Source organism: Streptomyces cavernicola, from assembly GCF_029968035.1.
GTDB classification, from domain to species: domain Bacteria; phylum Actinomycetota; class Actinomycetes; order Streptomycetales; family Streptomycetaceae; genus Streptomyces; species Streptomyces cavernicola.
Genome location: NZ_JASCIQ010000016.1, coordinates 12824 through 35210, shown reverse-complemented (window position 1 = coordinate 35210; position 22387 = coordinate 12824). Strand labels below are relative to the sequence as shown.

At 71.5% G+C, this 22387-nt stretch carries 24 protein-coding genes; 9 read left to right on the top strand and 15 right to left on the bottom strand.

What is annotated here, in order from left to right:
* Positions 1–79: 79 nt before the first annotated feature.
* Positions 80–985, top strand: a complete 906-nt coding sequence (locus tag QIS96_RS16640) for a YihY/virulence factor BrkB family protein (protein WP_282543384.1) — start codon at positions 80–82, stop codon at positions 983–985.
* 64 nt (positions 986–1049) lie between these two features.
* Here QIS96_RS16640 and QIS96_RS16635 read toward each other — a convergent pair whose 3' ends face one another.
* Positions 1050–2285, bottom strand: a complete 1236-nt coding sequence (locus tag QIS96_RS16635) for a D-alanyl-D-alanine carboxypeptidase family protein (RefSeq protein WP_349017390.1) — start codon at positions 2283–2285, stop codon at positions 1050–1052.
* A 127-nt stretch (positions 2286–2412) separates the two neighbouring features.
* Here QIS96_RS16635 and QIS96_RS16630 point away from each other — a divergent pair, with 127 nt between their 5' ends.
* Positions 2413–2658: an SCO4848 family membrane protein gene (locus tag QIS96_RS16630; protein ID WP_282543382.1), complete on the top strand. Its 246-nt coding sequence runs from the start codon at positions 2413–2415 to the stop codon at positions 2656–2658.
* A 53-nt stretch (positions 2659–2711) separates the two neighbouring features.
* Complete coding sequence (locus QIS96_RS16625; RefSeq protein ID WP_282543484.1) at positions 2712–4004, top strand: metallophosphoesterase; 1293 nt, start codon at positions 2712–2714, stop codon at positions 4002–4004.
* A 37-nt stretch (positions 4005–4041) separates the two neighbouring features.
* On the opposite strand, the gene QIS96_RS16620 is transcribed toward QIS96_RS16625, so the two are convergent.
* The 10 genes from QIS96_RS16620 to QIS96_RS16575 form a co-directional block, all read right to left on the bottom strand.
* A complete protein-coding gene (locus tag QIS96_RS16620) occupies positions 4042–4761 on the bottom strand; it encodes a TetR/AcrR family transcriptional regulator (RefSeq protein WP_282543483.1) in 720 nt (239 codons plus the stop codon).
* Positions 4762–4799: 38 nt separating this feature from the next.
* Positions 4800–5315, bottom strand: coding sequence for a thiol-disulfide oxidoreductase DCC family protein (locus QIS96_RS16615; protein ID WP_282543381.1), 516 nt, complete (start codon positions 5313–5315; stop codon positions 4800–4802).
* Positions 5316–5318: 3 nt separating this feature from the next.
* Complete coding sequence (locus QIS96_RS16610) at positions 5319–5744, bottom strand: hypothetical protein (RefSeq protein ID WP_282543380.1); 426 nt, start codon at positions 5742–5744, stop codon at positions 5319–5321.
* A gap of 150 nt (positions 5745–5894) precedes the next feature.
* Entirely contained in the window at positions 5895–6308 is a 414-nt protein-coding gene (locus QIS96_RS16605) for a VOC family protein (protein ID WP_282543379.1), read from the bottom strand.
* A 9-nt stretch (positions 6309–6317) separates the two neighbouring features.
* Positions 6318–6935 carry a Uma2 family endonuclease gene (locus tag QIS96_RS16600; RefSeq protein WP_282543378.1) on the bottom strand — a complete coding sequence of 206 codons (618 nt, stop codon included), beginning with the start codon at positions 6933–6935 and terminating at the stop codon, positions 6318–6320.
* Positions 6936–7081: 146 nt separating this feature from the next.
* Positions 7082–7843, bottom strand: coding sequence for a succinate dehydrogenase iron-sulfur subunit (locus tag QIS96_RS16595; RefSeq protein ID WP_282543377.1), 762 nt, complete (start codon positions 7841–7843; stop codon positions 7082–7084).
* On the bottom strand, positions 7843–9606 hold the full coding sequence (gene sdhA / locus QIS96_RS16590) for a succinate dehydrogenase flavoprotein subunit (RefSeq protein ID WP_282543376.1): 1764 nt from the start codon (positions 9604–9606) through the stop codon (positions 7843–7845). The genes QIS96_RS16595 and sdhA overlap by 1 nt, the downstream gene beginning before the upstream one ends.
* Before the next feature lie 23 nt (positions 9607–9629).
* The gene (locus tag QIS96_RS16585) at positions 9630–10100 is read right to left on the bottom strand and encodes a succinate dehydrogenase hydrophobic membrane anchor subunit (protein ID WP_282543375.1); all 471 of its coding nucleotides are present in this window, start codon (positions 10098–10100) and stop codon (positions 9630–9632) included.
* A gap of 5 nt (positions 10101–10105) precedes the next feature.
* Positions 10106–10486, bottom strand: a complete 381-nt coding sequence (gene sdhC / locus QIS96_RS16580; RefSeq protein WP_282543374.1) for a succinate dehydrogenase, cytochrome b556 subunit — start codon at positions 10484–10486, stop codon at positions 10106–10108.
* A 137-nt stretch (positions 10487–10623) separates the two neighbouring features.
* Positions 10624–11181 (bottom strand): 2-oxo-4-hydroxy-4-carboxy-5-ureidoimidazoline decarboxylase, encoded by a 558-nt coding sequence (locus QIS96_RS16575; RefSeq protein ID WP_282543373.1) that lies wholly within the window; start codon positions 11179–11181, stop codon positions 10624–10626.
* A gap of 410 nt (positions 11182–11591) precedes the next feature.
* Between QIS96_RS16575 and QIS96_RS16570 the strand changes: the two genes are divergently transcribed.
* From QIS96_RS16570 to QIS96_RS16560, 3 genes are all read left to right on the top strand, one after another.
* Positions 11592–13223, top strand: coding sequence for a family 20 glycosylhydrolase (locus QIS96_RS16570; RefSeq protein WP_408907198.1), 1632 nt, complete (start codon positions 11592–11594; stop codon positions 13221–13223).
* A gap of 125 nt (positions 13224–13348) precedes the next feature.
* Positions 13349–13846 carry a hypothetical protein gene (locus tag QIS96_RS16565; protein ID WP_282543372.1) on the top strand — a complete coding sequence of 166 codons (498 nt, stop codon included), beginning with the start codon at positions 13349–13351 and terminating at the stop codon, positions 13844–13846.
* 84 nt (positions 13847–13930) lie between these two features.
* Positions 13931–14443, top strand: a complete 513-nt coding sequence (locus QIS96_RS16560) for a hypothetical protein (protein ID WP_282543371.1) — start codon at positions 13931–13933, stop codon at positions 14441–14443.
* A 307-nt stretch (positions 14444–14750) separates the two neighbouring features.
* Here QIS96_RS16560 and QIS96_RS16555 read toward each other — a convergent pair whose 3' ends face one another.
* Positions 14751–15137, bottom strand: coding sequence for a hypothetical protein (locus QIS96_RS16555; RefSeq protein ID WP_282543370.1), 387 nt, complete (start codon positions 15135–15137; stop codon positions 14751–14753).
* Positions 15138–15318: 181 nt separating this feature from the next.
* Here QIS96_RS16555 and QIS96_RS16550 point away from each other — a divergent pair, with 181 nt between their 5' ends.
* Positions 15319–16041, top strand: coding sequence for a hypothetical protein (locus QIS96_RS16550; protein WP_282543369.1), 723 nt, complete (start codon positions 15319–15321; stop codon positions 16039–16041).
* Positions 16042–16110: 69 nt separating this feature from the next.
* Here QIS96_RS16550 and QIS96_RS16545 read toward each other — a convergent pair whose 3' ends face one another.
* Together QIS96_RS16545 and QIS96_RS37700 are read right to left on the bottom strand one after the other, a co-directional pair.
* Positions 16111–18063: an FG-GAP-like repeat-containing protein gene (locus tag QIS96_RS16545; RefSeq protein WP_349017389.1), complete on the bottom strand. Its 1953-nt coding sequence runs from the start codon at positions 18061–18063 to the stop codon at positions 16111–16113.
* On the bottom strand, positions 18006–18800 hold the full coding sequence (locus QIS96_RS37700) for a hypothetical protein (protein ID WP_349017388.1): 795 nt from the start codon (positions 18798–18800) through the stop codon (positions 18006–18008). The genes QIS96_RS16545 and QIS96_RS37700 overlap by 58 nt, the downstream gene beginning before the upstream one ends.
* Before the next feature lie 599 nt (positions 18801–19399).
* On the opposite strand from QIS96_RS37700, the gene QIS96_RS16540 reads away from it, so the two are divergent.
* Both QIS96_RS16540 and QIS96_RS16535 read left to right on the top strand, forming a co-directional pair.
* Positions 19400–20077 carry an RNA polymerase sigma factor gene (locus tag QIS96_RS16540; protein WP_282543481.1) on the top strand — a complete coding sequence of 226 codons (678 nt, stop codon included), beginning with the start codon at positions 19400–19402 and terminating at the stop codon, positions 20075–20077.
* Positions 20077–21306, top strand: a complete 1230-nt coding sequence (locus tag QIS96_RS16535) for a hypothetical protein (RefSeq protein WP_282543368.1) — start codon at positions 20077–20079, stop codon at positions 21304–21306. Before QIS96_RS16540 ends, QIS96_RS16535 begins: the two co-directional genes overlap by 1 nt.
* Before the next feature lie 193 nt (positions 21307–21499).
* Here QIS96_RS16535 and QIS96_RS16530 read toward each other — a convergent pair whose 3' ends face one another.
* A complete protein-coding gene (locus tag QIS96_RS16530) occupies positions 21500–22372 on the bottom strand; it encodes a L,D-transpeptidase family protein (protein ID WP_282543367.1) in 873 nt (290 codons plus the stop codon).
* Positions 22373–22387: the final 15 nt, after the last annotated feature.

Sequence of the window (22387 nt, the reverse complement as noted above, 5' to 3'; positions counted from 1 at the left end):
CGCGACCGCGCCCGCCGACTGTGGTGTGCTTCCGGGGTACTCGGACTTTGGTCTTCCGCTCGGAGGGCAGACAGAGATCATGGACTGGCTGAAGAACCTCCCCGTCGTGGGACCCCTCGTGACCCGCCTGATGGCCACGCACGCCTGGCGCAGTTACGAAACCCTGGACCGCGTGCACTGGTCGCGCCTCGCCGCGGCGATGACCTTCCTCAGCTTCCTGGCGCTCTTCCCGCTCCTGACCGTCGCCGCCGCCGTGGCCGCCGCGACCCTCAGCAAGAAGCAGCAGGCCGAACTCCAGGACAAGCTCAGCGAGCAGGTCCCCGGCATCTCCGAGCAGCTGGACATCGACGCCCTGGTGCAGAACGCGGGCACCGTCGGCCTGGTCGCCGGCGCGCTGCTCCTTTTCACCGGCATCGGCTGGGTCGGCTCGATGCGGGACTGCCTGCGCGCGGTGTGGGGCAAGGACGACGAGGAGGAGAACCCCTTCCTGAGCAAGCTCAAGGACGCGGGCATCCTTGTCGGGCTCGGCGCGGTCGGCTTGGTCTCGCTCGTCGCCTCGGGGATCGGCAACTCCGCCGTCTCCCGGATCACCAAGGCGCTCGGCGTGGACGACCAGGCGTGGATCGGCCCGGTGCTCTCCGCCGCCGTCTTCGCCTTCGCCGTCCTCGCGGACTTCCTGATCCTGCTGTACGTCCTGACGCTGCTGCCCGGCGTGCATCCGCCGCGCCGCCGGCTCGTCGTCGCCGCCCTCATCGGCGCCGTCGGCTTCGAGCTCCTCAAGGCGCTGCTCGGCGGCTACATCAGGGGCGTCGCGGGCAAGTCGATGTACGGCGCGTTCGGCACCCCGGTCGCGCTGCTGCTGTGGATCAACTTCACGGCGAAGCTGCTGCTGTTCTGCGCGGCGTGGACGGCGACACCATCAGCGAGTCCGGAGCCCGAGGACGAGGACGAGGACGAGGACGAAATCAGCCCGTCCGGCGCTTGAGGACGAGCCCGAAGGGCGATCGGCGGCGCCCAAGGCGACGCCGCCGGACGCAACCCCGTAAACCTCAACGCCGCGGCAGCCGCCGCACCAACTCCGGCAGCGGCCAACGCCGGTTGACCAGGAACACGCCCGCGCCGACAAGGACAAGCACCCCGCCGGCCACGGCGAGCGCGATGCCGAGACCGCTCGACTCCTCCCGCTCCGAGGCCTGTTCGGGCTTCTCGGCGGCCGGGGACTTCTCGGGCGCGGCGGCGCCCTTCGCGTTCCGGTCGCTGCTTGCCGGGGCGACCAACTGGCCCACCGGCTCGACCTTGTCCGCTGCGGCGAAGCCCCAGTCGAGCAGCCGGGCGGTCTCCTTGTAGACGGCCTGGGATTCGTCCGAGTCGGGGTTCATGACGGTGACGAGCAGCACCTTCCCGTTCCGCTCGGCGACCCCGGTGAACGTCGTGCCCGCGTTGGTCGTCGACCCGTTCTTGACGCCCGCGATGCCCTTGTACGGGGTCACGCCGTCCGCGCCCGTGAGCAGCCGGTTGGTGTTCTGGATGGCGAAGTGCTCGCGCTTCTTGCCCTTGCCCTCGCCGGGGAACTGGGCAGTGGCGGTAGCCGCGTACTCCCGGAAGTCCTTCTTCTGCATCCCCGAGCGCGCGAACAGCGTCAGGTCGTACGCGGAGGAGACCTGGCCTTTCGCGTCGTAGCCGTCGGGGCTGACCACATGGGTGTCGAGGGCCTGCAGCTCATCGGCGTGCTTCTGCATGTCCGCGACGGTCTTGTCGATGCCGCCGTTCATGTGGGACAGCACGTGCACCGCGTCGTTGCCGGAGCGCAGGAACACCCCGAGCCACAGGTCGTGCACCGTGTACTCGTTGTTCTCCTTGATGCCGACCAGGCTGCTGCCCGCGCCGACCTCCCTCAACTCGGAGTTCTTGACCAGGTGCTTCTGCTCCTTGGGGAACTTCGGCAGGACGGTGTCGGCGAACAGCATCTTCATCGTGCTCGCGGGCGGCAGCCGCCAGTGCGCGTTGTGCGCGGCGAGCACGTCGCCCGACTCGGCGTCGGTGACGATCCACGAGCGGCCCGAGAGCTTCTTGGGCAGGACCGGGGCGCCGGGCCCGAGGTTCACCTGCGTACCCGCCTGGCCGAGCCGCGCGCCGCCGACCTTCGACATCGACGCGGGCGGCTTCGGCTTGCTCGGCTTGCCGCCCGGCCTGTCGTCCGCGACGGCGGGAGTTGCGACAGAAGCGGTCAGAAAGGCGGCAGAAACCACCGCAACGGCGGTCGTTCGCTTGATAGATGCAGTCAACACAGGCACGGTGAGGAAATTACAGGTGATTCGCCGAGCTGTACGCCGCTCGTTCGGCTGTGTCTTGGGATCATCGCTCGAACCACCCCGACGGCGGCGTGCCCGACCGGGACGCGATACTGGGGATATGAAGCTCAGCCGCCCGGTCTCGTGGTTCCTGCTCGCCTTCGGCGTCTGGTCCTGGGTCATCTGGATCACTTTCGTCAAGAACCTCTGGAACAACGGAAGCAAGCTCGCCTTCGACGAGACCTCCGGCGATCCGACCCCGTACTTCTGGGTCCATCTGACGCTCGCCGTCGTGTCCTTTGTTCTGGGGACGGCCGTCGGGGTCATCGGGTTGCGCGGAGTGCGCGCACTGCGCCGGAAGTCATAGGGAGCGCCGCAGTGAGCTTCCTCTTCCTCGGACTCGCCTGTGTCGTCGTCGGCATGCAGTGGTACGGCTGGCGGCGCGTGGTGCGCGACACCACGGCGCGGCGCACGACCGCTCGCCGGATCGGCACGGCCGTGTTCGTCGCCGGGCCGCTGCTGATGATCGCCGCCTTCGTGAGCGGCCGAGCCGATGCGCCGTTCTGGCTCCAACAGGTCCTGGCCTGGCCCGGTTACCTGTGGATGGCGATCTCCATCTACCTGACGCTCGCCCTGCTCGCGGGCGAGCTCGTACGGCCCGTACTGCTGCGGGTGCTGCGCCGCAGGGGTGAGTCCGGCGCCGTGGCGGCGACCCCCGCCGAGAACCCCGAACCGGCCCTGGTGGGCGGGGAGTCGGAGCCGCCCGCCGCCTCCGCACCCGACACCCCGGCGGCCCTCACGGAGCCCGCGGAGTCGACCGAGCCCGCCGAATCAGCTGAGCCGGCACCGGCAGAGGAGAACGCGGACGACTCCGAGAGCGCCGCCGACCCCTCGCGCCGCCTCTTCGTCTCCCGCTTCGTGGCCGGCGCCGCCGTGGCCGCCGCGCTCGGCACCGTCGGGTACGGGGCGAACACCGTGCTGCGCGGCCCGAGCATCAAGCGCGTCACCGTGCCGCTGGCCAAACTCCCGCGCGCCGCCCACGGGTTCAGGATCGCCGTGGTCAGCGACATCCACCTCGGCCCGATCCTCGGCCGCGCCCACACCCAGCGCATCGTCGACACCATCAACTCCACGCAGCCCGACCTGATCGCGGTGGTCGGCGACCTCGTCGACGGCAGCGTCGAGAACCTCGGCCCGGCCGCCGAACCGCTGGCCCAACTGCGCGCCAAGCACGGCTCGTTCTTCGTCACCGGCAACCACGAGTACTTCGCGGGCGCCGAGCAGTGGGTCGACCACGTACGCGAACTCGGCCTGCACCCGCTGGAGAACGCCCGCGTCGAGATCGACGGCTTCGACCTCGCGGGCGTCAACGACATCGCCGGCGAGAACTACCAGCAGGGCCCCGACTACGCCAAGGCCCTCGGCGACCGCGACCGCAGCCGCGCCTCCGTGCTCCTCGCCCACCAGCCCGTGATGATCCACGACGCGGTCCGGCACGGCGTCGACCTGCAGCTCTCCGGCCACACCCACGGCGGCCAGTTTTTCCCCGGCAACATCATCGCGGACCTCGCCAACCCGACCCTGGCCGGCCTCGAACGCTACGGCGACACCCAGCTGTACGTCAGCCGGGGCGCGGGCGCCTGGGGCCCGCCGGTCCGCGTGGGCGCGCCCTCCGACATCACCGTGGTGACCCTGGCCTCCCGCCAGGCCTGAACCCTCGCGGCAGCCGGCCCCGGACACGGCCTAGGCCCTACCGGTCCTGCGGGGCTCGGGTCATCCCCGGCAGGAAGTCCGTGAACAGCTCGTGCACCTCGCGGACCAGTGGGCGCAGCACGCGGAAGCGGGCCAGGGCGATGCCGCGGGTGGTGAGGCGGGCGCCGCGGGCGGCGAGGCGGTAGCTGCGGGTGCGGCCCTCGGAACGGTCGAACACCCAGTACAGGACGAGGCCCATCTGGGACAGCCACATCAACTCCGGGAGGATCTCCCGGAGTTCCTCGGGCACCTTGGTCTTCGAGCCGCGCAACACCTCGCGGTGCACGTCGATTGCGGCCTCGCGCGCATGCTCCGACTCGGCGGAGAAGGGGCTGAGCGGCGAGTCCGGGTCGGCGGCGTTCTTGAAGAACTGGGCGGCGAACTCGTGGTACGGCTGGGCGATGTCGAGCCAGCAGCGCAGCACGCCCGCGAGCCGCGCCTCAAGTTCGGTCTCCTGGTCCAGGACCGGCCGGACCGCTGCCTGGTGCTCGGCGGCGATCCGGTCGTAGAAGCCCTGGATGAGGTGTTCCTTGCCCGCGTAGTAGTAGTACGCGTTGCCGACGGAGACCCCGGCCTCCTTGGCGATGGCCCGCATCGTCGTCTTGTCGTAGCCGCGTTCCTGGAAGAGCCGCATGGCCGTCTCGAGGATCAGGGCGCGGGTCTGTTCGCTCTTCGCGGGCGGCTTCCCGCCTTCGTCCTTGCCGAGGGCGGGGGTCACGCCTGCTTCGTCGTTCGTCGCTGCCACGGTCACAGAGCCTAACGAGTGGTGCAGGAGCCGTCGGCACAGGACGGTGTCGTACGGGTCCAGCCGCGCTGCGGGTCGTACGTCCAGCCGTCCGCGGTGCGGTACACCCCGCCGCCCCAGCCGCCGCCGGGCCGACCCCGGTATCCCTCGCGCCACTTGGCGGCGGCGAGCGCGGCGCCGCGTGCGAAGCGGGCGCCGGTGGGCGTGGCCAGGCGGTGGGCGAGCGGGCGGTGTTCGGCGAGGGCCCACAGGGTGACGACCCAGGCGGCGGGCCCGCGGTAGACCTGCCCGCCGTCGGCGACGACGGTGATCTCGTCGAGCGTGGCCGCGTGGTCGAGCCCGGGGAACCGCCGCAGCGCCTCCTCGGACCGGGCGGGCACCAGGTCGAGCGGCACCAACTGCCGTTGCCGGGCGAGCCAGTGGCGTACGTGGGTGCAGAGCGGGCAGCCCGCGTCGTACAGGACGGTGAGCCGGCGGACCGGGACCCGCGCGGGGTCCCGGTCGGCCGCGACGGTCGCGGCGGCCATCGGTCAGGCCCCGGCCGGCTTGGCCCAGGCGCCCTGCTGACCGCTCAGCCCCTGCGGCGGCACGGGCGGCAGCTGCTCGCGCTCCATCATTCCGCGCCGCCGGATCTTGTTGAGGACCCACACGTTGCCGAGGTGCATCACGCCGAGGACGAGCAGGACGACGCCGAGCTTCACCGACAGCGCCTCGAAGATCTCGCGGGCGGTGAGTATCTCCTCCTCGGCCCCCAGGTAGAGGGCGACGAAGCCGAGGTTGACCAGGTAGAAGCCGACGACCAGGAGGTGGTTGACGGCGTCCGCGAGCTTCTCGTTGCCGTGCAGGACGTCGGCGAGGAAGATCCGCCCGTTGCGGCTGAGGGTGCGGGCCACCCAGACGGTGAGGCCGATGCTGATCGCCAGGTAGACGACGTACGCGAGGACGGTGAGGTCCATGGGTCCCTGCCCCTTTCACGGCGCCCGAGGGGACGGCAGGAAGCCGTCATCAGCCCTCTTGAACGCGTTCAAAAGCTGTTGTCATGGACTGTAGACCTGTTTTTGAACACGTTCAAGCGAATGTCTCGGCGCTGGTCCGGGGATGCTCTTTCAGGGAGAGGTCTCGACGGGGTGCACGCGCGCGAGCGTCGGCCGCTTCAGGTAGTCCGTGAACCCGATGACATTGCCCCAGGGGTCGGCCAGTTCGACGGTCCAGCCGGTCGACACGGAGAAGGGCGGATCCGTCGCGACCCCCGCCGCCGCCAACTCCCGCGCGGCCGCCCGCGCGTCCGGCACCTCCAGCCAGACCCGGCAGGCCCAGGGCCCCGGCGGGCGCGGCAGCAGCCCGTCCTCCTGGCGCAGCAGTACGCCGGGGGTCTCGTCGCCCACCTTCAACAGGGCGATGCCGGCCTCGTCGAGCCGGAAGGAGAGCGGGAACCCGGCCCGCCCGTAGAAGTCCACGGCCTCGCCCAGATCGCCCACGGGCAGCAGGACGTTGTCGAAGCCGAGCAGTTGAAGTGACATGGCGTCACATTAGGGGCGGCGCGGCTCCCCGGCCTTGAGGATCTCGGCTACGTCGAGGGTGACTTCGGCGCCGATGGAATCGGGGAGGGTGACGGTCTGGCCGGGGGCGTAGACCTCGTGGTTGTCGTAGCCCGAGGCCAGCGGCTCGGTGAGGACGTGGAGGCGCTGGTGCCTGCGGTCGACGATCAGATAGACCGGGACCTTGGCGTCCGCGTAGGCGGCGACCTTGGTGCGCAGGTCGGCACGGTAGTTGCTGGAGGTGACCTCCAGGACCAGCCGGAAGCACGCCGGGTCGTAGCAGTTGTTCTCGATGAGGTGGTCGTCGATGTCGGCGTCGACGATTGACAGGTCGGGGATGGCGAAGTCCTCGGCGCCGGTCGGTAGCCAGAGCCCGATGGCCTGGTGAACTTCCGTCCCGCCGTCGTCCAGGCCGACGGCGATGAACGGGCGGATCAGCCGGTTGAGAGCCCTGGAGTGGGCGACGTCTGCGGGCGGTGTCACGGTCAGGCGACCCTCGATGATCTCGACTCGGTAGCCGGGGAGGCGCTCCACGAGCGTGTTGGCCTCTTCGAGCAGCGACGGCGCTGTGGCGTCAGTGGCGAAGTGCTCGACGGGTGCTGCGGACATCGTGGGCCTCCCGGTGGCGGGTGTCGAGAACATCATCGTAGGCCGGTCAGGCCTCGAACGTCCCGTTCCCATGCGTTCACCCATACGGGCGAGGCCCCGCCTCCCGCAAGGGGAGACGGGGCCTCGGCCGCGTAAGGGAACGGACCTCAGAAGCGGCGCGTGATCAGGGCGCGCTTGACTTCCTGGATCGCCTTCGTGACCTCGATGCCGCGCGGGCAGGCGTCCGTGCAGTTGAAGGTCGTGCGGCAACGCCACACGCCGTCACGGTCGTTGAGGATCTCCAGGCGCTGCTCCCCGGCCTCGTCGCGCGAGTCGAAGATGAAGCGGTGCGCGTTGACGATCGCGGCCGGGCCGAAGTACTGCCCGTCGTTCCAGAACACCGGGCACGAGGACGTGCACGCGGCGCACAGGATGCACTTGGTCGTGTCGTCGAAGCGCTCGCGGTCCTCGGGGGACTGCAGGCGCTCACGCGTCGGCTCGTTGCCCTCGGTGACGAGGAACGGCATGACGTCGCGGTACGCCTGGAAGAACGGCTCCATGTCCACGACCAGGTCCTTCAGGACCGTGAGGCCCTTGATGGCCTCGATCGTGATGGGCTTCTCCGGGTTGATGTCCTTGATCAGCGTCTTGCAGGCGAGCCTGTTCTTGCCGTTGATCCGCATCGCGTCGGAGCCGCAGATGCCGTGCGCGCAGGAGCGACGGAACGTCAGCGAACCGTCGAGGTCCCACTTGATCTTGTGAAGGGCGTCGAGGACACGCTCCTTCGGGTCGATCTCGACCTGGAAGTCCTCCCAGGTCACCTCGTCCGAGATCTCCGGGTTGAAGCGGCGGATCCGGAACGTGGCGGTGATGTAGGGCGAGGCGGCCTTGGCCTCGGCCTCGGCCTTGTCCAGTACGGGAGTTGCCATCAGTACTTACGCTCCATCGGCTGGTAGCGGGTCTGGACGACCGGCTTGTAGTCGAGCCGGATCGAGTCCTTCGCGGACTCGCCCTCGCCCGTGACCTCGCGGTACGCCATGGTGTGGCGCATGAAGTTCACGTCGTCGCGGTTGGGGAAGTCCTCGCGGTAGTGACCGCCGCGGGACTCCTTGCGGGCGAGCGCGGAGACGGCCATGACCTCGGCCAGGTCGAGCAGGTTGCCCAGCTCGATGGCCTCCAGGAGGTCGGTGTTGAAGCGCTTGCCCTTGTCCTGGACGGACACGTTCTTGTAGCGCTCGCGCAGCTCGCCGATCTTCTCGACCGCGGTCTTGATGGTCTGCTCGGTGCGGAACACCATGACGTTGGCGTCCATGGTCTCCTGCAGCTCCTTGCGGAGCTCCGCCACGCGCTCGGTGCCCGTGGAGTTCCGCAGCCGCTCGACCTGCTCCTCGACCAGCTCGGCCGGGTTCTCCGGCAGCTCGACGAACTCGGCCTTGTGCGCGTACTCCGCGGCGGCGATGCCGGAGCGGCGGCCGAACACGTTGATGTCGAGCAGCGAGTTGGTGCCCAGGCGGTTGGCGCCGTGCACGGAGACGCAGGCCACCTCGCCCGCGGCGTACAGACCCGGCACGACGGTGGTGTTGTCCGCCAGGACCTCACCCTCGACGTTGGTCGGGATGCCGCCCATCGCGTAGTGCGCGGTCGGCTGGATCGGGATCGGGTCCGTGTAGGGCTCGATGCCGAGGTACGTACGCGCGAACTCGGTGATGTCCGGGAGCTTGGCGTCCAGCTGCTCCGGCGGAAGGTGCGTCAGGTCCAGGAAGACGTGGTCGCCCTCGGGACCGCAGCCGCGGCCCTCGCGGATCTCCGTGTAGATGGAGCGGGAGACGACGTCACGGGAGGCGAGGTCCTTCATGACGGGCGCGTACTTCTCCATGAAGCGCTCGCCGTCCTTGTTGCGGAGGATGCCGCCCTCGCCGCGCGCGCCCTCGGTGAGGAGGATGCCCATGCGCCAGATGCCGGTCGGGTGGAACTGGAAGAACTCCATGTCCTCCAGCGGCAGTCCGCGCCGGTAGCAGGCCGCCTGGCCGTCGCCGGTGAGGGTGTGCGCGTTGGAGGTCACCTTGAAGAACTTGCCGGTGCCGCCGGAGGCGTAGATGACCGACTTCGCCTGGAAGACGTGGATCTCACCGGTGGCCAGCTCGTACGCGACGACGCCGGCGGACTTCTTGACGCCGTCCTCTTCGACGATGAGCTGGTCCAGGACGTAGAACTCGTTGAAGAACTCCACGCCCTCCTTGATGCAGTTTTGATAGAGCGTCTGCAGGATCATGTGGCCGGTGCGGTCGCCGGAGTAGCAGGCGCGGCGGACCGGGGCCTCACCGTGGTTGCGGGAGTGACCGCCGAAGCGACGCTGGTCGATCTTGCCGGCCTCCGTGCGGCCGAACGGCAGACCCATCTTCTCCAGGTCGAGGACCGCGTCGATGGCCTCCTTCGCGAGGATCTCGGCGGCGTCCTGGTCGACCAGGTAGTCGCCGCCCTTGATCGTGTCGAAGGTGTGCCACTCCCAGTTGTCCTCCTCCACGTTGGCGAGCGCGGCGGCCATGCCGCCCTGCGCGGCGCCCGTGTGGGAGCGGGTGGGGTACAGCTTGGTCAGCACGGCGGTGCGGCTGCGCTTCGTCGCCTCGATGGCGGCGCGCATGCCGGCGCCGCCGGCGCCGACAATGACGGTGTCGTACTTGTGAAACTTCATGAGTGGTTACCTCAGCCCCGGGCCTAGCGGATGTTCGGGTCGAAGGTGAAGATCACCAGCGTGCCCAGCAGGACGGTGAACACCGTCGCGGTGTACAGCAGCATCTTGAGCCAGAAGCGCGTGTTGTCGCGCTCGGCGTAGTCGTTGATGATCGTGCGCAGGCCGTTGGCGCCGTGCAGCATCGCCAGCCACAGCATCACCAGGTCCCAGGCCTGCCACCACGGGGAGGCCCAGCGGCCGGCCACGAAGGCGAAGCCGATCTTGGAGACGCCGCCGTCGAGGACGAGCTGGATCAGCAGGTGGCCGAGGACCAGGACGACCAGGACGATGCCGGACAGGCGCATGAACAGCCAGCCGTACATCTCGAAGTTGCCGCGGGTGGCCTTCGGCGTCTTCTTGGTGCGCTTGCGCGGGGCCTCGATGACGGGCGCGGGGTTGTCCACGTCGTAGAGCGTCACGTCGTCGGTCTTGGCAGCGGTCGTGTCAGCGGACATGTGCCTCAGCTCCCGAAGACTTCGCGGACGGCGTGGCCGAGGACCGGGTAGAGCGCCCCGACCATCAGCACGAACCAGACGGCCATGACGGTCCAGAGCATCTGCTTCTGGTAGCGGGCGCCCTTCGACCAGAAGTCGACGGCGACGACGCGCAGGCCGTTGAGCGCGTGGAAGAGGATGGCCGCGACGAGGCCGTACTCAAGGAGTGCGACCAGCGGTGTCTTGTAGGTGGCCACGACTTCGTCGTACGCCTCGGGGGAGACACGCACGAGAGCGGTGTCGAGGACGTGTACGAACAGGAAGAAGAAGATGAGGACGCCGGTGACTCGATGAGCCACCCAGGACCACATTCCTTCCCGGCCGCGGTACAGCGTTCCAGCCGGCACGGAAGAACCCTCCGGGAGCGGGGATTGGGGCCGCGCCGGCTTCGGTGTCGGTTTGGCCCGGCCGGGTACGGTCCACCGGCCGTCCGTCATCGTATCGACCAACTGTCGGTACGCCCGCCCGGGGTCCGCAGGTGTGATCAAACAGGCACGTACGGGCTATCGCTGGGGCCGGAATCCGGAAATTCCCCTGATTTCTCGGGCTTCCGTGCTTGGTCCGTGGGCTGTCCGCCGATTCCGGAGACGAGCCGGGTGAGTCGCGCGCGGGCCACCCGGCGCAGTTCGTCGGCGGCGACGACGCGCTCCTCCTCGGCGTCGTTGGCGAGGCGGGCGCGCAGCCCGGAGAGGGTCTGGTCGAGGTGCTCCTCGCTCCGGTACGCCTCCAGGGCGATGACGAAGACATGGCCGAAACGGCTCTCGTACGCGGCGTGCGCGGCGTCCAGGGCCGTCCGGGCGGCGGCCGGGACGCCCGAGGGGTGCGGGCCGTGCGGCCGTTCGGCGGCGAGGGCGGCGGCGAGCTGGGCGGGCGCGAGGTCGTAGGCGGCCTCGTCGGCGGCGGCGAGCAGGGCGTCCGGGGTCGGGTACGGGCGGTGCGCGCTCACCCGTTCGGCCCAGGCGAGGCTGGTGCAGCAGGCGAGCAGCCAGGAGGTGGCCGAGGCGGCGGGGGCGCGGTTGAAGACGCTGAGGCCCCGGTGCACCGTTGAGGTGAGGCCGCCGCCGCGGTCTCGGGTCGATATGGCTCCGTGCTCGCGCGGTTCCGCGGCGCGCGGTGGCTCAGGCGTGTGCAGCGTGCGCTCCTCGGTGAGGCGGTGCCGTCGGCAGGCGCTGGTGGAAGGTCGGGCGGCGCCCTCGGCGGGCTCGACGGGCCCGGCGGGTGCGGGGTTCCGGCCCCGGCGGGCGAAGAAGTGGCGTCACGCTAACGACGCGTGGCGGGAGCTGTCCGACGGATGCGCGATTTTCACCCGGACGGGAGGGTTTCGGTACGTGTCGTGGACGACCGACCGGAAACAGTTCCGGGCCGTCGCCTCGCATGGGAGGTTGCTCACGTGATGCGGATGATCTTTGACGCCGGAACGACGAACTCCGGCCCGGCTTCCGGGAGTCGGAAGTGACCGGGCAGCACGGCAGGCGAGCCGACCGCGGCGGCCGCCGCAGCCGTGGGTCGAGGGCTGCGATCGTGGGCGGGGCGGTGGCCGCGGGCGGCGCCGTGGTCCTCGCCGTGACCCTCTGGCCCGGTGGCTCCGAGGGCGGTGGCGGGGACCGGGCGGACAACAGCCCGCCGCCGAGGTCGGCCGAGCCGAGCCCGACGTACCCGATGTCGAAGGCGCCGCAGACGATCCCGGCCGTCGCCGAGCACAAGGCGGCGCGCGGGCCGGGCTGGAAGCCGGGGCCCGAGGGGCAGGTCGTCGTCGCCGAGAAGGACGCGGACGAACTGGCCGACGAGGGGCGGCTGCTCGCCGGCGAGCTGGAGTTGAAGTACGCCGAGGGCGCGAAGGCCGGGCCCGGCGACGTCGAGCTGGCCCTGAACTCGGGGGACGCGGGCGCGGAGGCGTACACGCTCGACGTCGGCGACAAGCGCGTGCGGATCTCCGCGACGGACGACGCGGGCGTCTTCTACGGCACCCGGACCCTGAAGCAGATGACACGCGGCGACGGCACCGCCCCCGAAGGGGTCGTACGGGACGAACCGGCCAAGGCGCAGCGCGGGTTCATGCTGGACATCGCGCGCAAGCACTTCACGGCGGAGTGGATCGAGGAGCGGGTCCGCGAGCTCGCGGACCTCAAGTACAACCAGCTGGGGCTGCACTTCTCCGACGACCAGGCGTTCCGGATCGAGTCGGACGAGCACCCGGAGGTGGTCTCCGATCCGCATCTGACCAAGGCCGAGGTGCGCCGGATCGTGAAGCTCGCGCAGGCGCTGCACATCACGGTCGTGCCCGAGATCGACTCGCCCGGACACCTGGGCGCGGTGATCAGGGCCCACCCGGACCTGCAGCTGGTGGATGCGCGCGGGGTGCCGGCGCGGGGCGCGGTGGACATCTCGAAGCCGGCCGCCGCGAAGATCGTCGACGAGCTCCTGAAGGAGTACGCGGAGCTGTTCCCGGGCGCGTACTGGCACCTGGGCGCGGACGAGTACCAGGCGCTGATGCGGACGAATCCCGAGGCCTCGTATCCGCAGTTGGCGCGGGCGGCGCAGCAGGAGTACGGCGGCGCGGCGAAGGTGCAGGACCTGGCGACGGGCTGGCTCAACGACCGGGCCGACACGGTCCGGCCGACCGGCAAGAAGCTGAAGGCCTGGAACGACGGGTTCTTCCGCGGCGGCACGGTGCAGGCGGCGAAGGACATCGAGGTCGAGTACTGGACGGGCAAGGAGATCGGCGCCCGCGAGCCGGTGGAGTACCTGGACGCGGGCCGCAAGATGGTCAACCTCAACGACGAGTACCTCTACTACGTCCTGGGCGAGCCCAACGAGTTCACGTACCCGACCGGGGAGCGGATCTACAAGGAGTGGACGCCGCTGGTGCTGCGCAAGACGCAGCCGGTGGCGGCGAAGTACGACGACCAGATCCTGGGCGCGCGGTTCGCGGTCTGGTGCGATCTGTCCGAGTCGCAGACGCAGGACCAGGTCGCCGACGGCATCCGGATGCCGCTGCGGGCGATGGCGCAGAAGGTGTGGGACGAGCGGAAGCCCGCGATGTCCTGGCCGGACTTCCAGAATCTGGCCAAGCAGTTGGGCTGACGGCCCCCGCCGCTCCGGGATCCGTCGGGTGGATCTTGGTCGCTTTCGGTGGCGAACTCCCTTGCCGGTGTGTTGGATTCGAGGCAGAGCCGACCGTCTGACATGGGGGCGAGGGGGAAGCGGACATGGGCTTCTGGGGGTACTACGTCGTGGGCCACGGCGAGCGGCCGCTGGCGGAACTCGGCGCGCTGGGCGGCGTACGCGAAGGGCTCGCGCTGCATGAGCGGCGCGCCGACGGCTGGCAGATCTGGGAGGCCTCCGTCCCCGACGTCGGGTCGATGGTGAAGCTCGCCGAGGACTCCGGGGCGCCCGCGCTGTTCGGGTTCGTGATGGACAGCTCGTGTGTGGCCGTCGAGGCGGCGGGGCCTGCGAGCGGTGCGTGGAACGCGTGCCTGGCGCGGGAGGCGATGGGCTCCTTCCTCGCGGCCGAGGGAAAGGAACCGGACGACCTGTTCCTGCCGCCGCGGGACGCCGCGGAGCGGGCCGCGGCCTGGGCCGAGGAGGCGGGCTGCACGCCGGCGCCGCTGTCGGACCTGGTCAAGGTCTTGCAGGCGCCCGCCGAGCCCTCCGCCGAGTTGCTGTTCTTCCGGTTCCTGGAACGGCTCGGGCTGCCTCGAAGGTGAACATTCGGCCACGGGGGTGACGTTTTCGGCCAGCAGGGCGCAGTAACAGGAAGTGCAGCGTCCGCGACGGAAGGCGACCCTCCGATGAGCCTGGTGGAACTGATCGCTCAGGCCGATGACCGAAGTCTGGCCGCAGGCGGACTCGCCTGCCTGGACCGCTGTCTGCCCCTGCTCGGCGGCGCGGACGACGACGTGCTGCGCCCGCTCTGGGCCAGCCTGGACGCGGGCGGCGAGGGCTGGGGCGGGCAGCTGGCGCGGATCCGTGCCGCGTACGTGGCGACGGGCGCGGGCGACGAGGGCGCGGCCCTCGTGCACCGCATGCTCGCGGCCGCGCCGGACGCCTTCCCCGCGCCCGGCCTCCGCGCCTGGGCGGACGCCTGCTCGGCCGCGTCGCTGCAGGTCCATCGGCTCTTCGACGCGAGCGCCTCGGGGGGCGCCGACGGTCCGCTGACCTCCGGCGAACTCCGCCGCCAGACCCAGATCCTGGACCTCCTCGCGTCCCCCGGGGGCGGGCTTCGTCAGGCGCTCGTCGTTTCTACGGAGGGGCGGCGGGTGGTTCGGGCGGTGGTGTCGCGGCGGGCGCGGGTTCAGGGGTAGGGCCTTTTTGGATCCCCTCCCCGCCCCTTCCCGAAAGACCGCCGTCGGCATCGGGGGCCAGCCCCCGGACCCCCTCCCCCAAGCTCTCGGCTTCGCTCGAGCAGGGGGGACCCCCATCTCAAACGCCGGAGGGGCTGAATTTGGCGGGGTGGGGCTGAGACACGTGCCCCGACAGGGGCGCGGGGCTGTGACATTGGCGGCTGCGCCGCGTGGGCGCGACCAGCCACGACGGCGCAGCAGCAGGCAACACAGCGCCGCAGGCGTCAGGTGTTTGCGGGCTCGGCCGTGGAGGGCCCCGAGGGGGCCTCTAGCGGGCCGCGTGCATTGCGTCCAGGCAGAGCAGGCGCAGCGAGCCCTCGGCCTCGAAGGTGCGGCGGGCCTCGCCGATCGGGTCCCAGACGGTGCCGTCGGGGGTGCGCAGCCGGTACGACTCGGCCGACTCCTCCCAGACCGCGTCCAGTTCGCGGATCAGGACCTCGCCCGCGTACGCGCCGAAGCCGCGCAGCGTCTGGGCGACCGCCTCGTACGGCGGGTCCTCGCAGCGGAGCTCGGCTATCACCCGGTCCACGCTCCACAGGCTCTGCGGGGAGTGGTCCAGGCGCAGGCGGGCGCCCTCGCGGAGGATCGAGACGGAGTCGGCGGCCCAGCGGGCGGGCTTCGCGGGCTTGGCGGCCGTTGCTTGCAGTGCAGTCACGTAGGGCTACTGCGCGCCGGAGCCGCAGATCATTACCCGGTTCGGGCCAGGTCCCCGGAACCCTCACAGACGCGTCGCACGGTGTTCGCCGAAGTTCGCCGAATCGACACGCGGCTCGGCGGACGCCTCCGAGTGACGGGCGGGCCGCCGGCGGCGCTGTACGGATGTGAAGCAGATACGTATGCGACGCCCGCTGCGCGCCGTCGCCACCGCAGCCGTCGCCCTCGCCTGTGTCGCGGGCTGTTCGGCCGAGCCGGGCGATGCGGCCGGCGACGCCGGGAAGGCCGACAAGGCCGGCGCGGCCGAGCGCACCGCGGCTCCCGTCCCGTCCGAGATCCGGCTCGCGGGAGCCCTCGCCACCAGGACCGACGTCCGCGGCTACCGCCTGGAGGACAACGACCAGCCCGCCGTACGCCCGAAGGCCGACCGGGAGGAGTGCCGGGCGCTCGCCGACATGACCGGCTCGGGCGTCGAGCGCACCCCCATGGCGAAGGCCTGGTCCAGCCGCTCCTACGGCTCCACCACCGAACGCGGCCTGGCCGTCACGACCAGCCTCTTCTCGTACGAGGGCGACGGCGCCGCCACCACGCTCGCGGACCTCCGCGAGGCGCTCGACGACTGCGCCGACGGGTTCAGCACCTCGGGCAACAACGGCGGCGCGACCGTGGAGTACGTGGCGGTGCGGGCCGAAGAGGTCCCGTCCGGCGGGGACGAGGCCGTCGCCTGGTCGATGACCGGCAGGGCGCAGGGGCAGAAGGTGCCGCTGCGGATGACCGCCGTACGGCAGGGGAACGTGGTGGCGCTGTTCCTCGCGCTGCACCTGACCGAGCCGGAGAAGGGCGAGCTGCCGCGGGATCTGTACGACGCGCAGCTCAGGCGGCTGAAGCAGACGCTCGGGGACTGAGGCAGACGCTCGGGGACTGAGGCAGACGCTCGGGTCCTGAACGACCCGAGCGCCCGCGTCAGTTGAGCCTCAGCCGGTGGGCGTGAGGGATTCGCCGAGGTGGGCGCCCGCCGGGGTGCCCAGCTGGGTCACGCCGTAGTACACGGCCGTCGTCGTCGACACGCCCTTGCTGCCGCTGTCCAGCTGCAGGATCGTGCCGTTGCCCGCGTCCTCGCCGTCCACGCCGATGGCGAGGTCCGCGCGGCCGTAGCCGGACAGGTCGTGCAGCACGACGGCCGAGCCGAGCCGGTCGCCCGCCTCGGTGGCGCCGCTGATGCCGCTGGTGTCCTGCGTGTACGCCACGGTGCCGGTGCCGCCGATGCCGGTGGACGTGCCGAGGACGAGCAGGCTGGTGCCCGCGTCCTTGCGGGCCGTGCCGTCGCGGGTGATGTCCTCGCGGGGCGCGCCCGCGAGGACGTCCGCGTACCCGTCGGCGTTCACGTCGCCCGCCGACACCGACCAGCCGAGCGCGTCGCCCGCCTCGGCCGCGCCCGGGACGCCGGAGGTGTCCTGGTGGACGGTGCGCATCCCGGTCGTGGTGAAGCCGGTGGACGTGCCGAGGACCATGGTCAGCTGACCGCCCGCGTGCGCGCCGGACTCGGCGGTGTACGGCTGGCCGATGACGACGTCGTCGTACCCGTTGCCGTTGAAGTCGCCGGCCGCGATGGAGCGGCCGCCCTTGACGGAGAGCACGCCGACGCGGGTCAGGCCCGCCTTGGAGCCCTTGAACCAGGCGACGCGGCCGATGCCGGACTGGTCGCGGTAGTTGAGAGCCACGTCCGCGTACCCGTCCCGGTTGAAGTCGCCCGAGGCGGCGTCGGCGTACGCGAGCGCGCCGGTGGCCGAGGTCAGGGCGCCGCCGGTGCCGCTGCCGGAACCGGTGCGCGCGTACCAGCCGCCGCCGCTCCCGGTGGCGGCCGCGAACACGTCTGCTTTTCCATCGGAGTTGAAGTCGCCGACGGTGACGGCCGAGCCGAACTTCGCGCCGGTCGTCGGGGCGCCGTCGTCCGTGGTGAAGGACGTGCCGGTGTCCAGGCCGGGGCCGTACAGGATCGTGACGGCGCCCCGGTCGGCGTGGCCGGAGGTGTCGTCCTCGCCGGGCGCGCCGATCGCGAGGTCCGCGTAGCCGTCGCCGTTGACGTCGCCCCACTCGGTGGCGGCGCCGAAGTTGTCGCCGGACTCGGAGACTCCGGGGACGCCGGGGCCGGACTGCGTGAGGGTCTTCCGCGCCTCGGCCACCGGGCCGTCGAGGCCGCCGGGGACGACGGTCAGACCGCCCACGCCGCCGGAGATCCGCGGCGTGCCCGCGACCAGGTCCGCGATGCCGTCGCGGTTGACGTCGCGGGTCGGGACGGCGGAGTCACGGCCGGGGCCGGCCGCGTACCGGCGGATCTCGCCGAGCTTCGCGTACAGGTTCTGGCCCGGACACTGGGTGGCGAAGCCGTCCCGGTGGCCGGAGATCACGTCGAACTCCTTGAGCACGCCGTTGTACTCGGTGCCGTCGGACCTGGTGAGGATCTGCTGCAGCGTCACCTTGCCCTGCGGGTCACCGCCGTACTGGCCGAGCTTCCAGGCCGCGACGCGGGACGCCGACTCCAGGGCGGCGCGGGTGGGGCGGCCGGCCGGGGTGGTCGCGTTGCCCTCGAAGTCGCCGAGGAAGGCGATGCCGGTGGAGTACTTGTTGTAGCCGTAGGTGTGCGCGCCCTTGACCGGTAGGTCGACGCCGCCGCCGCGGCCCTCGAAGATCTGGCCGCACTTGTCGACCAGGAAGTTGTAGCCCAGGTCGTTCCAGCCCTCGACGTCCACGTGGTAGGCCATGATGCCGCGCACCAGGGCGGGGGACTCGGCGCAGCTGTAGTTGTTCCCGCCGACCGTGTGGTGGACGAAGACCGCCTGGATCTTGTCGATGTACTCGACGGGGTCCTTCACCTTGGACTCGTCGGCGCCCCACGCGGCGCGGCCGATGATCGGGGGCTGCTGCACGGTGGACGCGGGGCGGGGGGCTTGGTGGGGGTCGGGCTCGGGCTCGCGGTCGGCTCGGCGGTCGGTTCCGTGGTGGGTTCCGGGGCGGACGTCGTGGGCTCGGGTGCGGGGTCCGTGGGCGTCGGCTCGGTGGGCGCGGGCTCCGCGGGGGTCGGCTCGGTGGGCGTCGGCTCCTCGGCGGCGGCGGGCTGCGCGTACGCCGCCGTGCTCATCGCCTCCGTGTCCAGGGCCGGGTTCTTCGCCTCCTTCGCGGTCACGCCCGGGTCGACCAGGTTGACCTCAAGTCCCTTGGGCAGCCCGGCGGTCGAGGTGCCGTCGGCCGCGACGACCCGCACCTCGACGCCGTCCGAGGGGCCGACCCACAGCGGCTCGGACGCGCCCCGCATGCCGGGCTCCACGTCCTCCTGCACATGCGGGTCGAGGCCGAGCGGCTGCCACGCCGACCAGGCGCCGCTCTCCACCGATCGGGTGCGCACCTCCGCGGTGCCCTCGACCGTCGTACGCGGGCCCTGCCAGGAGACGCCGAGCAGCGAGAACGGCTCGGTGCCGGTGCGCGGCAGCTCCCGCTTGCCGGCGCCCGCCGAGCGCAGCGCGATGTCGTGCACCTCGACCGGCCGCTTGGCGCGCGCCGGATCGTCGGCCTCCGCGTCCGGCCCCGCCATGGCGTACGTGGCCACTCCGGTGCCGCCGACGACGACCGCGCCGAGCGTCACCCAGACCCGTCGTCTTAGCGGCATGGGTCTGTAGCGTCTTGTGCCTTTCGGGCTCAAATGCCCCACCCCTCAGGGAAGTTCCATGTGTGACGAGCAAGTACGACCCTCCGGAGCGGGCTTTGGTTGTACGTCCGCTGATACGAGTTTTCGGGTGACATTTCTGGGCGGGGCTGGACGCGTTCCGCCCCGGCCCCGGGAGGGTGTCCGTGTGGCGCGCCGGCGCGTGGGCCGACTCGGGCGCAGTGGCCCAGGTCACTCGGGATGTCTCGGCTGCGGAGGAGTCCGACGTGGACGAGTGGGATCCGGAGGATTTCGCCGAAGCGGCGTCAGGCGTCCGGGACGCCGTGCGGCAGGACGCGGAACCTTGAAGAGGACGGGCCCGACCAGGCCGAAGAAAGAACCGCCAGCGATCGGCCGGGGCCGCCACCCCCCACAGGAGAGGCCCCGGCCGTCGCACGGCACGGGCCGCGCAGGCCCGTACTCTCTTCAGCGCCACCGTCGGGTTTTGTGTCACACCGCTCTGTCACCCGGCAGTTTCGGATAGTTGCAGACATGGACGTGAGGGCCGTTCACGCCGTAGCGTCTTGTTCCTGCTGGGCTGCGAAATGGGCAGGATGAGGGAGTTGTTGGGGGACGAGGCGGAGCTGACCGCCGCGGTGCTCGCGGCACAGGACGGTGACGAGACCGCGTTCCGTACTGTGTACCGCGCTGTGCACCCGCGGCTGCTCGGATACATGCGCACGCTCGTGGGCGAGCCCGACGCCGAGGACGTCGCGTCGGAGGCGTGGCTGCAGATCGCCCGCGACCTCGACCGGTTCGAGGGCGACGCCGACCGCTTCCGCGGCTGGGCCGCGCGTATCGCCCGCAACCGCGCCCTCGACCACATCCGCATGCGCGGCCGCCGCCCCGCGATCGGCGGGGACGAGACGGAGCTCACCGGCAAGGCCGCCGAGACCGACACCGCGAGCGAGGCCATGGAGCTGCTCGCCACCGGCGACACCCTCGCCCTCATATCCCAGCTGCCGCAGGACCAGGCCGAGGCCGTGGTGCTCCGCGTGGTCGTCGGACTCGACGCGAAGAGCGCCGCGCAGACCCTTGGCAAACGCCCCGGCGCCGTCCGCACCGCCGCCCACCGGGGCCTGAAGAAACTCGCCGAGATGCTCGGCGCCGACGCCGCGAACGAGGACGCCGAAGGGCTCGGTGCGGTGCCCCCGCAACCCGGCAGAGGCCGCGCCGCGCAGGCGCCCAGGTTTCCGGCAGGTGTGACGGATTCGCGTTCGCGGACGCAGAAGGACATGTGATGGCCGACGAGCAGTACCAGTGGCTTGATGGGGACGCAGCGGAGCGTTTGCTCAGCGGCGAGCCCCTCGACGCCGTCGACGATCACGCCCGTGCCCAGGCGGAACGTCTCTCCGCGGTGCTCGCCGAGGCTCGCAGCGCCCGGCCGCACCCGCAGCCCGACAGCGCCGGCGCCCCGTACCCGCCGAGCGGCGAACTGCCCGGTGAGGCGGCCGCGCTCGCCGCGTTCCGGGCCGCGCGCGCCGCGCATGCCACGCGTGTAGACGACGCCGCGGGCGCCGGTGTGCTCGGCGCCCGATCCGGTACGGGCGACACCGCGGGCATGCTCGGCGACAGCGGCGCCGTGCGCATCGGGGCGGGCGGCGCGGGCGGAGCGAAGGCGCACACCCGCTGGGGAAGACCCGTGCGCTACGGCCTGGCCGCAGCGCTGGCAGCCTGCACCCTCGGCGGAGTGGCGATGGCCGGCGCGGGCGTGATCCCCACGCCCTTCGGCGGCGGTCGCGAGCCGGGCCCCGGGGCCTCCGTCTCCGCGGCGCCCAGCGAACCGGACCCGCTGCTCTCGCCCACGCCCAGCACCTCCGTATCCGACCCGAGCCGTACGGGCTCCGGCTCCGCGACGGCGGGCGGCGAGTCCGAGGGCGCGGCGCCCGGCTCCGGTCACCCCTCGCAGGGCAGCGGCGACCCGTCCGCCTCGGGCGGCATCGTGCCGACGCCCACCGACTCGGCGCTGCCGCGCGAGGAGCGCGAGCGGTGGTACGCACGCGTGGTCAGCGGCTGCCGCGACTATCTCGCGGGCAAGCCGATGGACGCGGAGAAGAAGCGCCGTATCGAATCGTCCGCGGGCGGTCCCGAGGGCGTCCGTACGTTCTGCACCAAGGTCCTCGCCGACGAGGGCAAGGGCGGCGGTGACGCGGGCGACGCCGGCGGCGGCGACCGGGACGGCGGCTCCGACGGCGGCTCCGAGGACGACAAGGGCGGGGACGGCGCGGGCGACCGTGGCGACACCGCGGGCGGCGGCAACCAGCCCGAGGGCAACGGCGGCACCGGGGAGATGGTGACGCCCACCGCGTCCGCACCCGGCTCGACGGAGCCCACCTCGACCGTGTCCGCGACTCCGGCCACGACGCCCACGGCCACGGCTTCCACCGCCTCGGTGTCTCCGACGACGACCTCCACGGCAACGCTGTCACCGGCTCCCACGACCGCTTCCGGCGGCTCCGAGAATCCGTGACCTCACCGTGACCAGCGGGGTGTGACAGTTTTTGGCCGGGTGGCGCAGTAAGAAGTGAGCCGACTGGTCATCGGCCGCGCGCGAGCCGGGGTTCCCCCCGTACCCCACGGCTCAGGCGCATCGGCGGGGGTGGGACACGTTCCCCCGGTCCCACCTCCGCCCCTCCTCTTCCGACCGCCCCCGCGGGCCCCGCTCACCAGTGGACGACGGCCTTGTCGCCCTTGCGGACCTGCCCGAAGAGCGCGGCGATCTTCTTCTCGTCCCGGACGTTCACGCAGCCGTGCGAGGCCCCCGAGTAGCCGCGGGCCGCGAAGTCCGCGGAGTAGTGCACCGCCTGGCCGCCGCTGAAGAACATCGCGTACGGCATCGGGGTGTCGTAGAGCGTCGACACATGGTGGCGGGACTTCCAGTAGACCTGGAACACGCCTTCGCGGGTGGGGGTGTACTGCGAGCCGAAGCGGACGTCGACCGTCGACACCACCTTGCCGTCGACCACCCAGCTCAGGGTCCGGCTCTTCTTGCTGATGCACAGCGCCCGGCCCGTCAGACAGCGCGGGTCCGGCTTCGCGGGCGGCTGGTCCCCGCCCGCGTACAGGTCGAAGTAGCCCGGCTCGCCGGTCATGGCGAGCAGCCGCAGCCAGGTCGCCCGGTCCGTGGAACCGGTGCGCGGCAGGCCCCGCTTGGCCTGGAAACCCTTGACGGCCTCGACGGTCCCGGCGTCGTACCGGCCCGTCGGGTACGTGTGGAACCAGCCGATCTGCCGCAGCCTGGCCTGGAGTTCGCGCACCTTCCTGCCCTCGGCGCCGGGCGCGAGGACCGGGGCCGGAGGCGTGGTGCTCGGCGACGGCGACGGCTTCGGGGGAGTGGGTGTGGGTGTGGCCGAGCGGCCCGGCGGTTTCCCGTCCGTGTGCACCTCTATCCCCGTGCCCGTGCCTGTGCCCGTGCCTGTGCCCGTGCCCCGGCCCGCCGCGTGCACCTCGCAGCCCGCGAGCAGCACCCCCGCCGCGAGCACCGCTCCGAGCGTCGCCGCCCCGACCCGCGCGCGTCTCCCGCTCGTACGACGCATCCGCCCCGCCCCCCT

Excerpts from the sequence above, each read along its gene's own strand:
- QIS96_RS16640 (WP_282543384.1), top strand. The coding sequence starts at position 80 with ATGGACTGGCTGAAGAACCTCCCCGTCGTGGGACCCCTCGTGACCCGC.
- QIS96_RS16630 (WP_282543382.1), top strand. The coding sequence starts at position 2,413 with ATGAAGCTCAGCCGCCCGGTCTCGTGGTTCCTGCTCGCCTTCGGCGTC.
- QIS96_RS16625 (WP_282543484.1), top strand. The coding sequence starts at position 2,712 with ATGCAGTGGTACGGCTGGCGGCGCGTGGTGCGCGACACCACGGCGCGG.
- QIS96_RS16615 (WP_282543381.1), bottom strand. The coding sequence starts at position 5,315 with ATGGCCGCCGCGACCGTCGCGGCCGACCGGGACCCCGCGCGGGTCCCG.
- QIS96_RS16610 (WP_282543380.1), bottom strand. The coding sequence starts at position 5,744 with ATGGACCTCACCGTCCTCGCGTACGTCGTCTACCTGGCGATCAGCATC.
- QIS96_RS16605 (WP_282543379.1), bottom strand. The coding sequence starts at position 6,308 with ATGTCACTTCAACTGCTCGGCTTCGACAACGTCCTGCTGCCCGTGGGC.
- QIS96_RS16600 (WP_282543378.1), bottom strand. The coding sequence starts at position 6,935 with ATGTCCGCAGCACCCGTCGAGCACTTCGCCACTGACGCCACAGCGCCG.
- QIS96_RS16595 (WP_282543377.1), bottom strand. The coding sequence starts at position 7,843 with ATGGCAACTCCCGTACTGGACAAGGCCGAGGCCGAGGCCAAGGCCGCC.
- sdhA (WP_282543376.1), bottom strand. The coding sequence starts at position 9,606 with ATGAAGTTTCACAAGTACGACACCGTCATTGTCGGCGCCGGCGGCGCC.
- QIS96_RS16585 (WP_282543375.1), bottom strand. The coding sequence starts at position 10,100 with ATGTCCGCTGACACGACCGCTGCCAAGACCGACGACGTGACGCTCTAC.
- QIS96_RS16565 (WP_282543372.1), top strand. The coding sequence starts at position 13,349 with ATGGGCTTCTGGGGGTACTACGTCGTGGGCCACGGCGAGCGGCCGCTG.
- QIS96_RS16560 (WP_282543371.1), top strand. The coding sequence starts at position 13,931 with ATGAGCCTGGTGGAACTGATCGCTCAGGCCGATGACCGAAGTCTGGCC.
- QIS96_RS16550 (WP_282543369.1), top strand. The coding sequence starts at position 15,319 with ATGCGACGCCCGCTGCGCGCCGTCGCCACCGCAGCCGTCGCCCTCGCC.
- QIS96_RS37700 (WP_349017388.1), bottom strand. The coding sequence starts at position 18,800 with ATGCCGCTAAGACGACGGGTCTGGGTGACGCTCGGCGCGGTCGTCGTC.
- QIS96_RS16535 (WP_282543368.1), top strand. The coding sequence starts at position 20,077 with ATGGCCGACGAGCAGTACCAGTGGCTTGATGGGGACGCAGCGGAGCGT.
- QIS96_RS16530 (WP_282543367.1), bottom strand. The coding sequence starts at position 22,372 with ATGCGTCGTACGAGCGGGAGACGCGCGCGGGTCGGGGCGGCGACGCTC.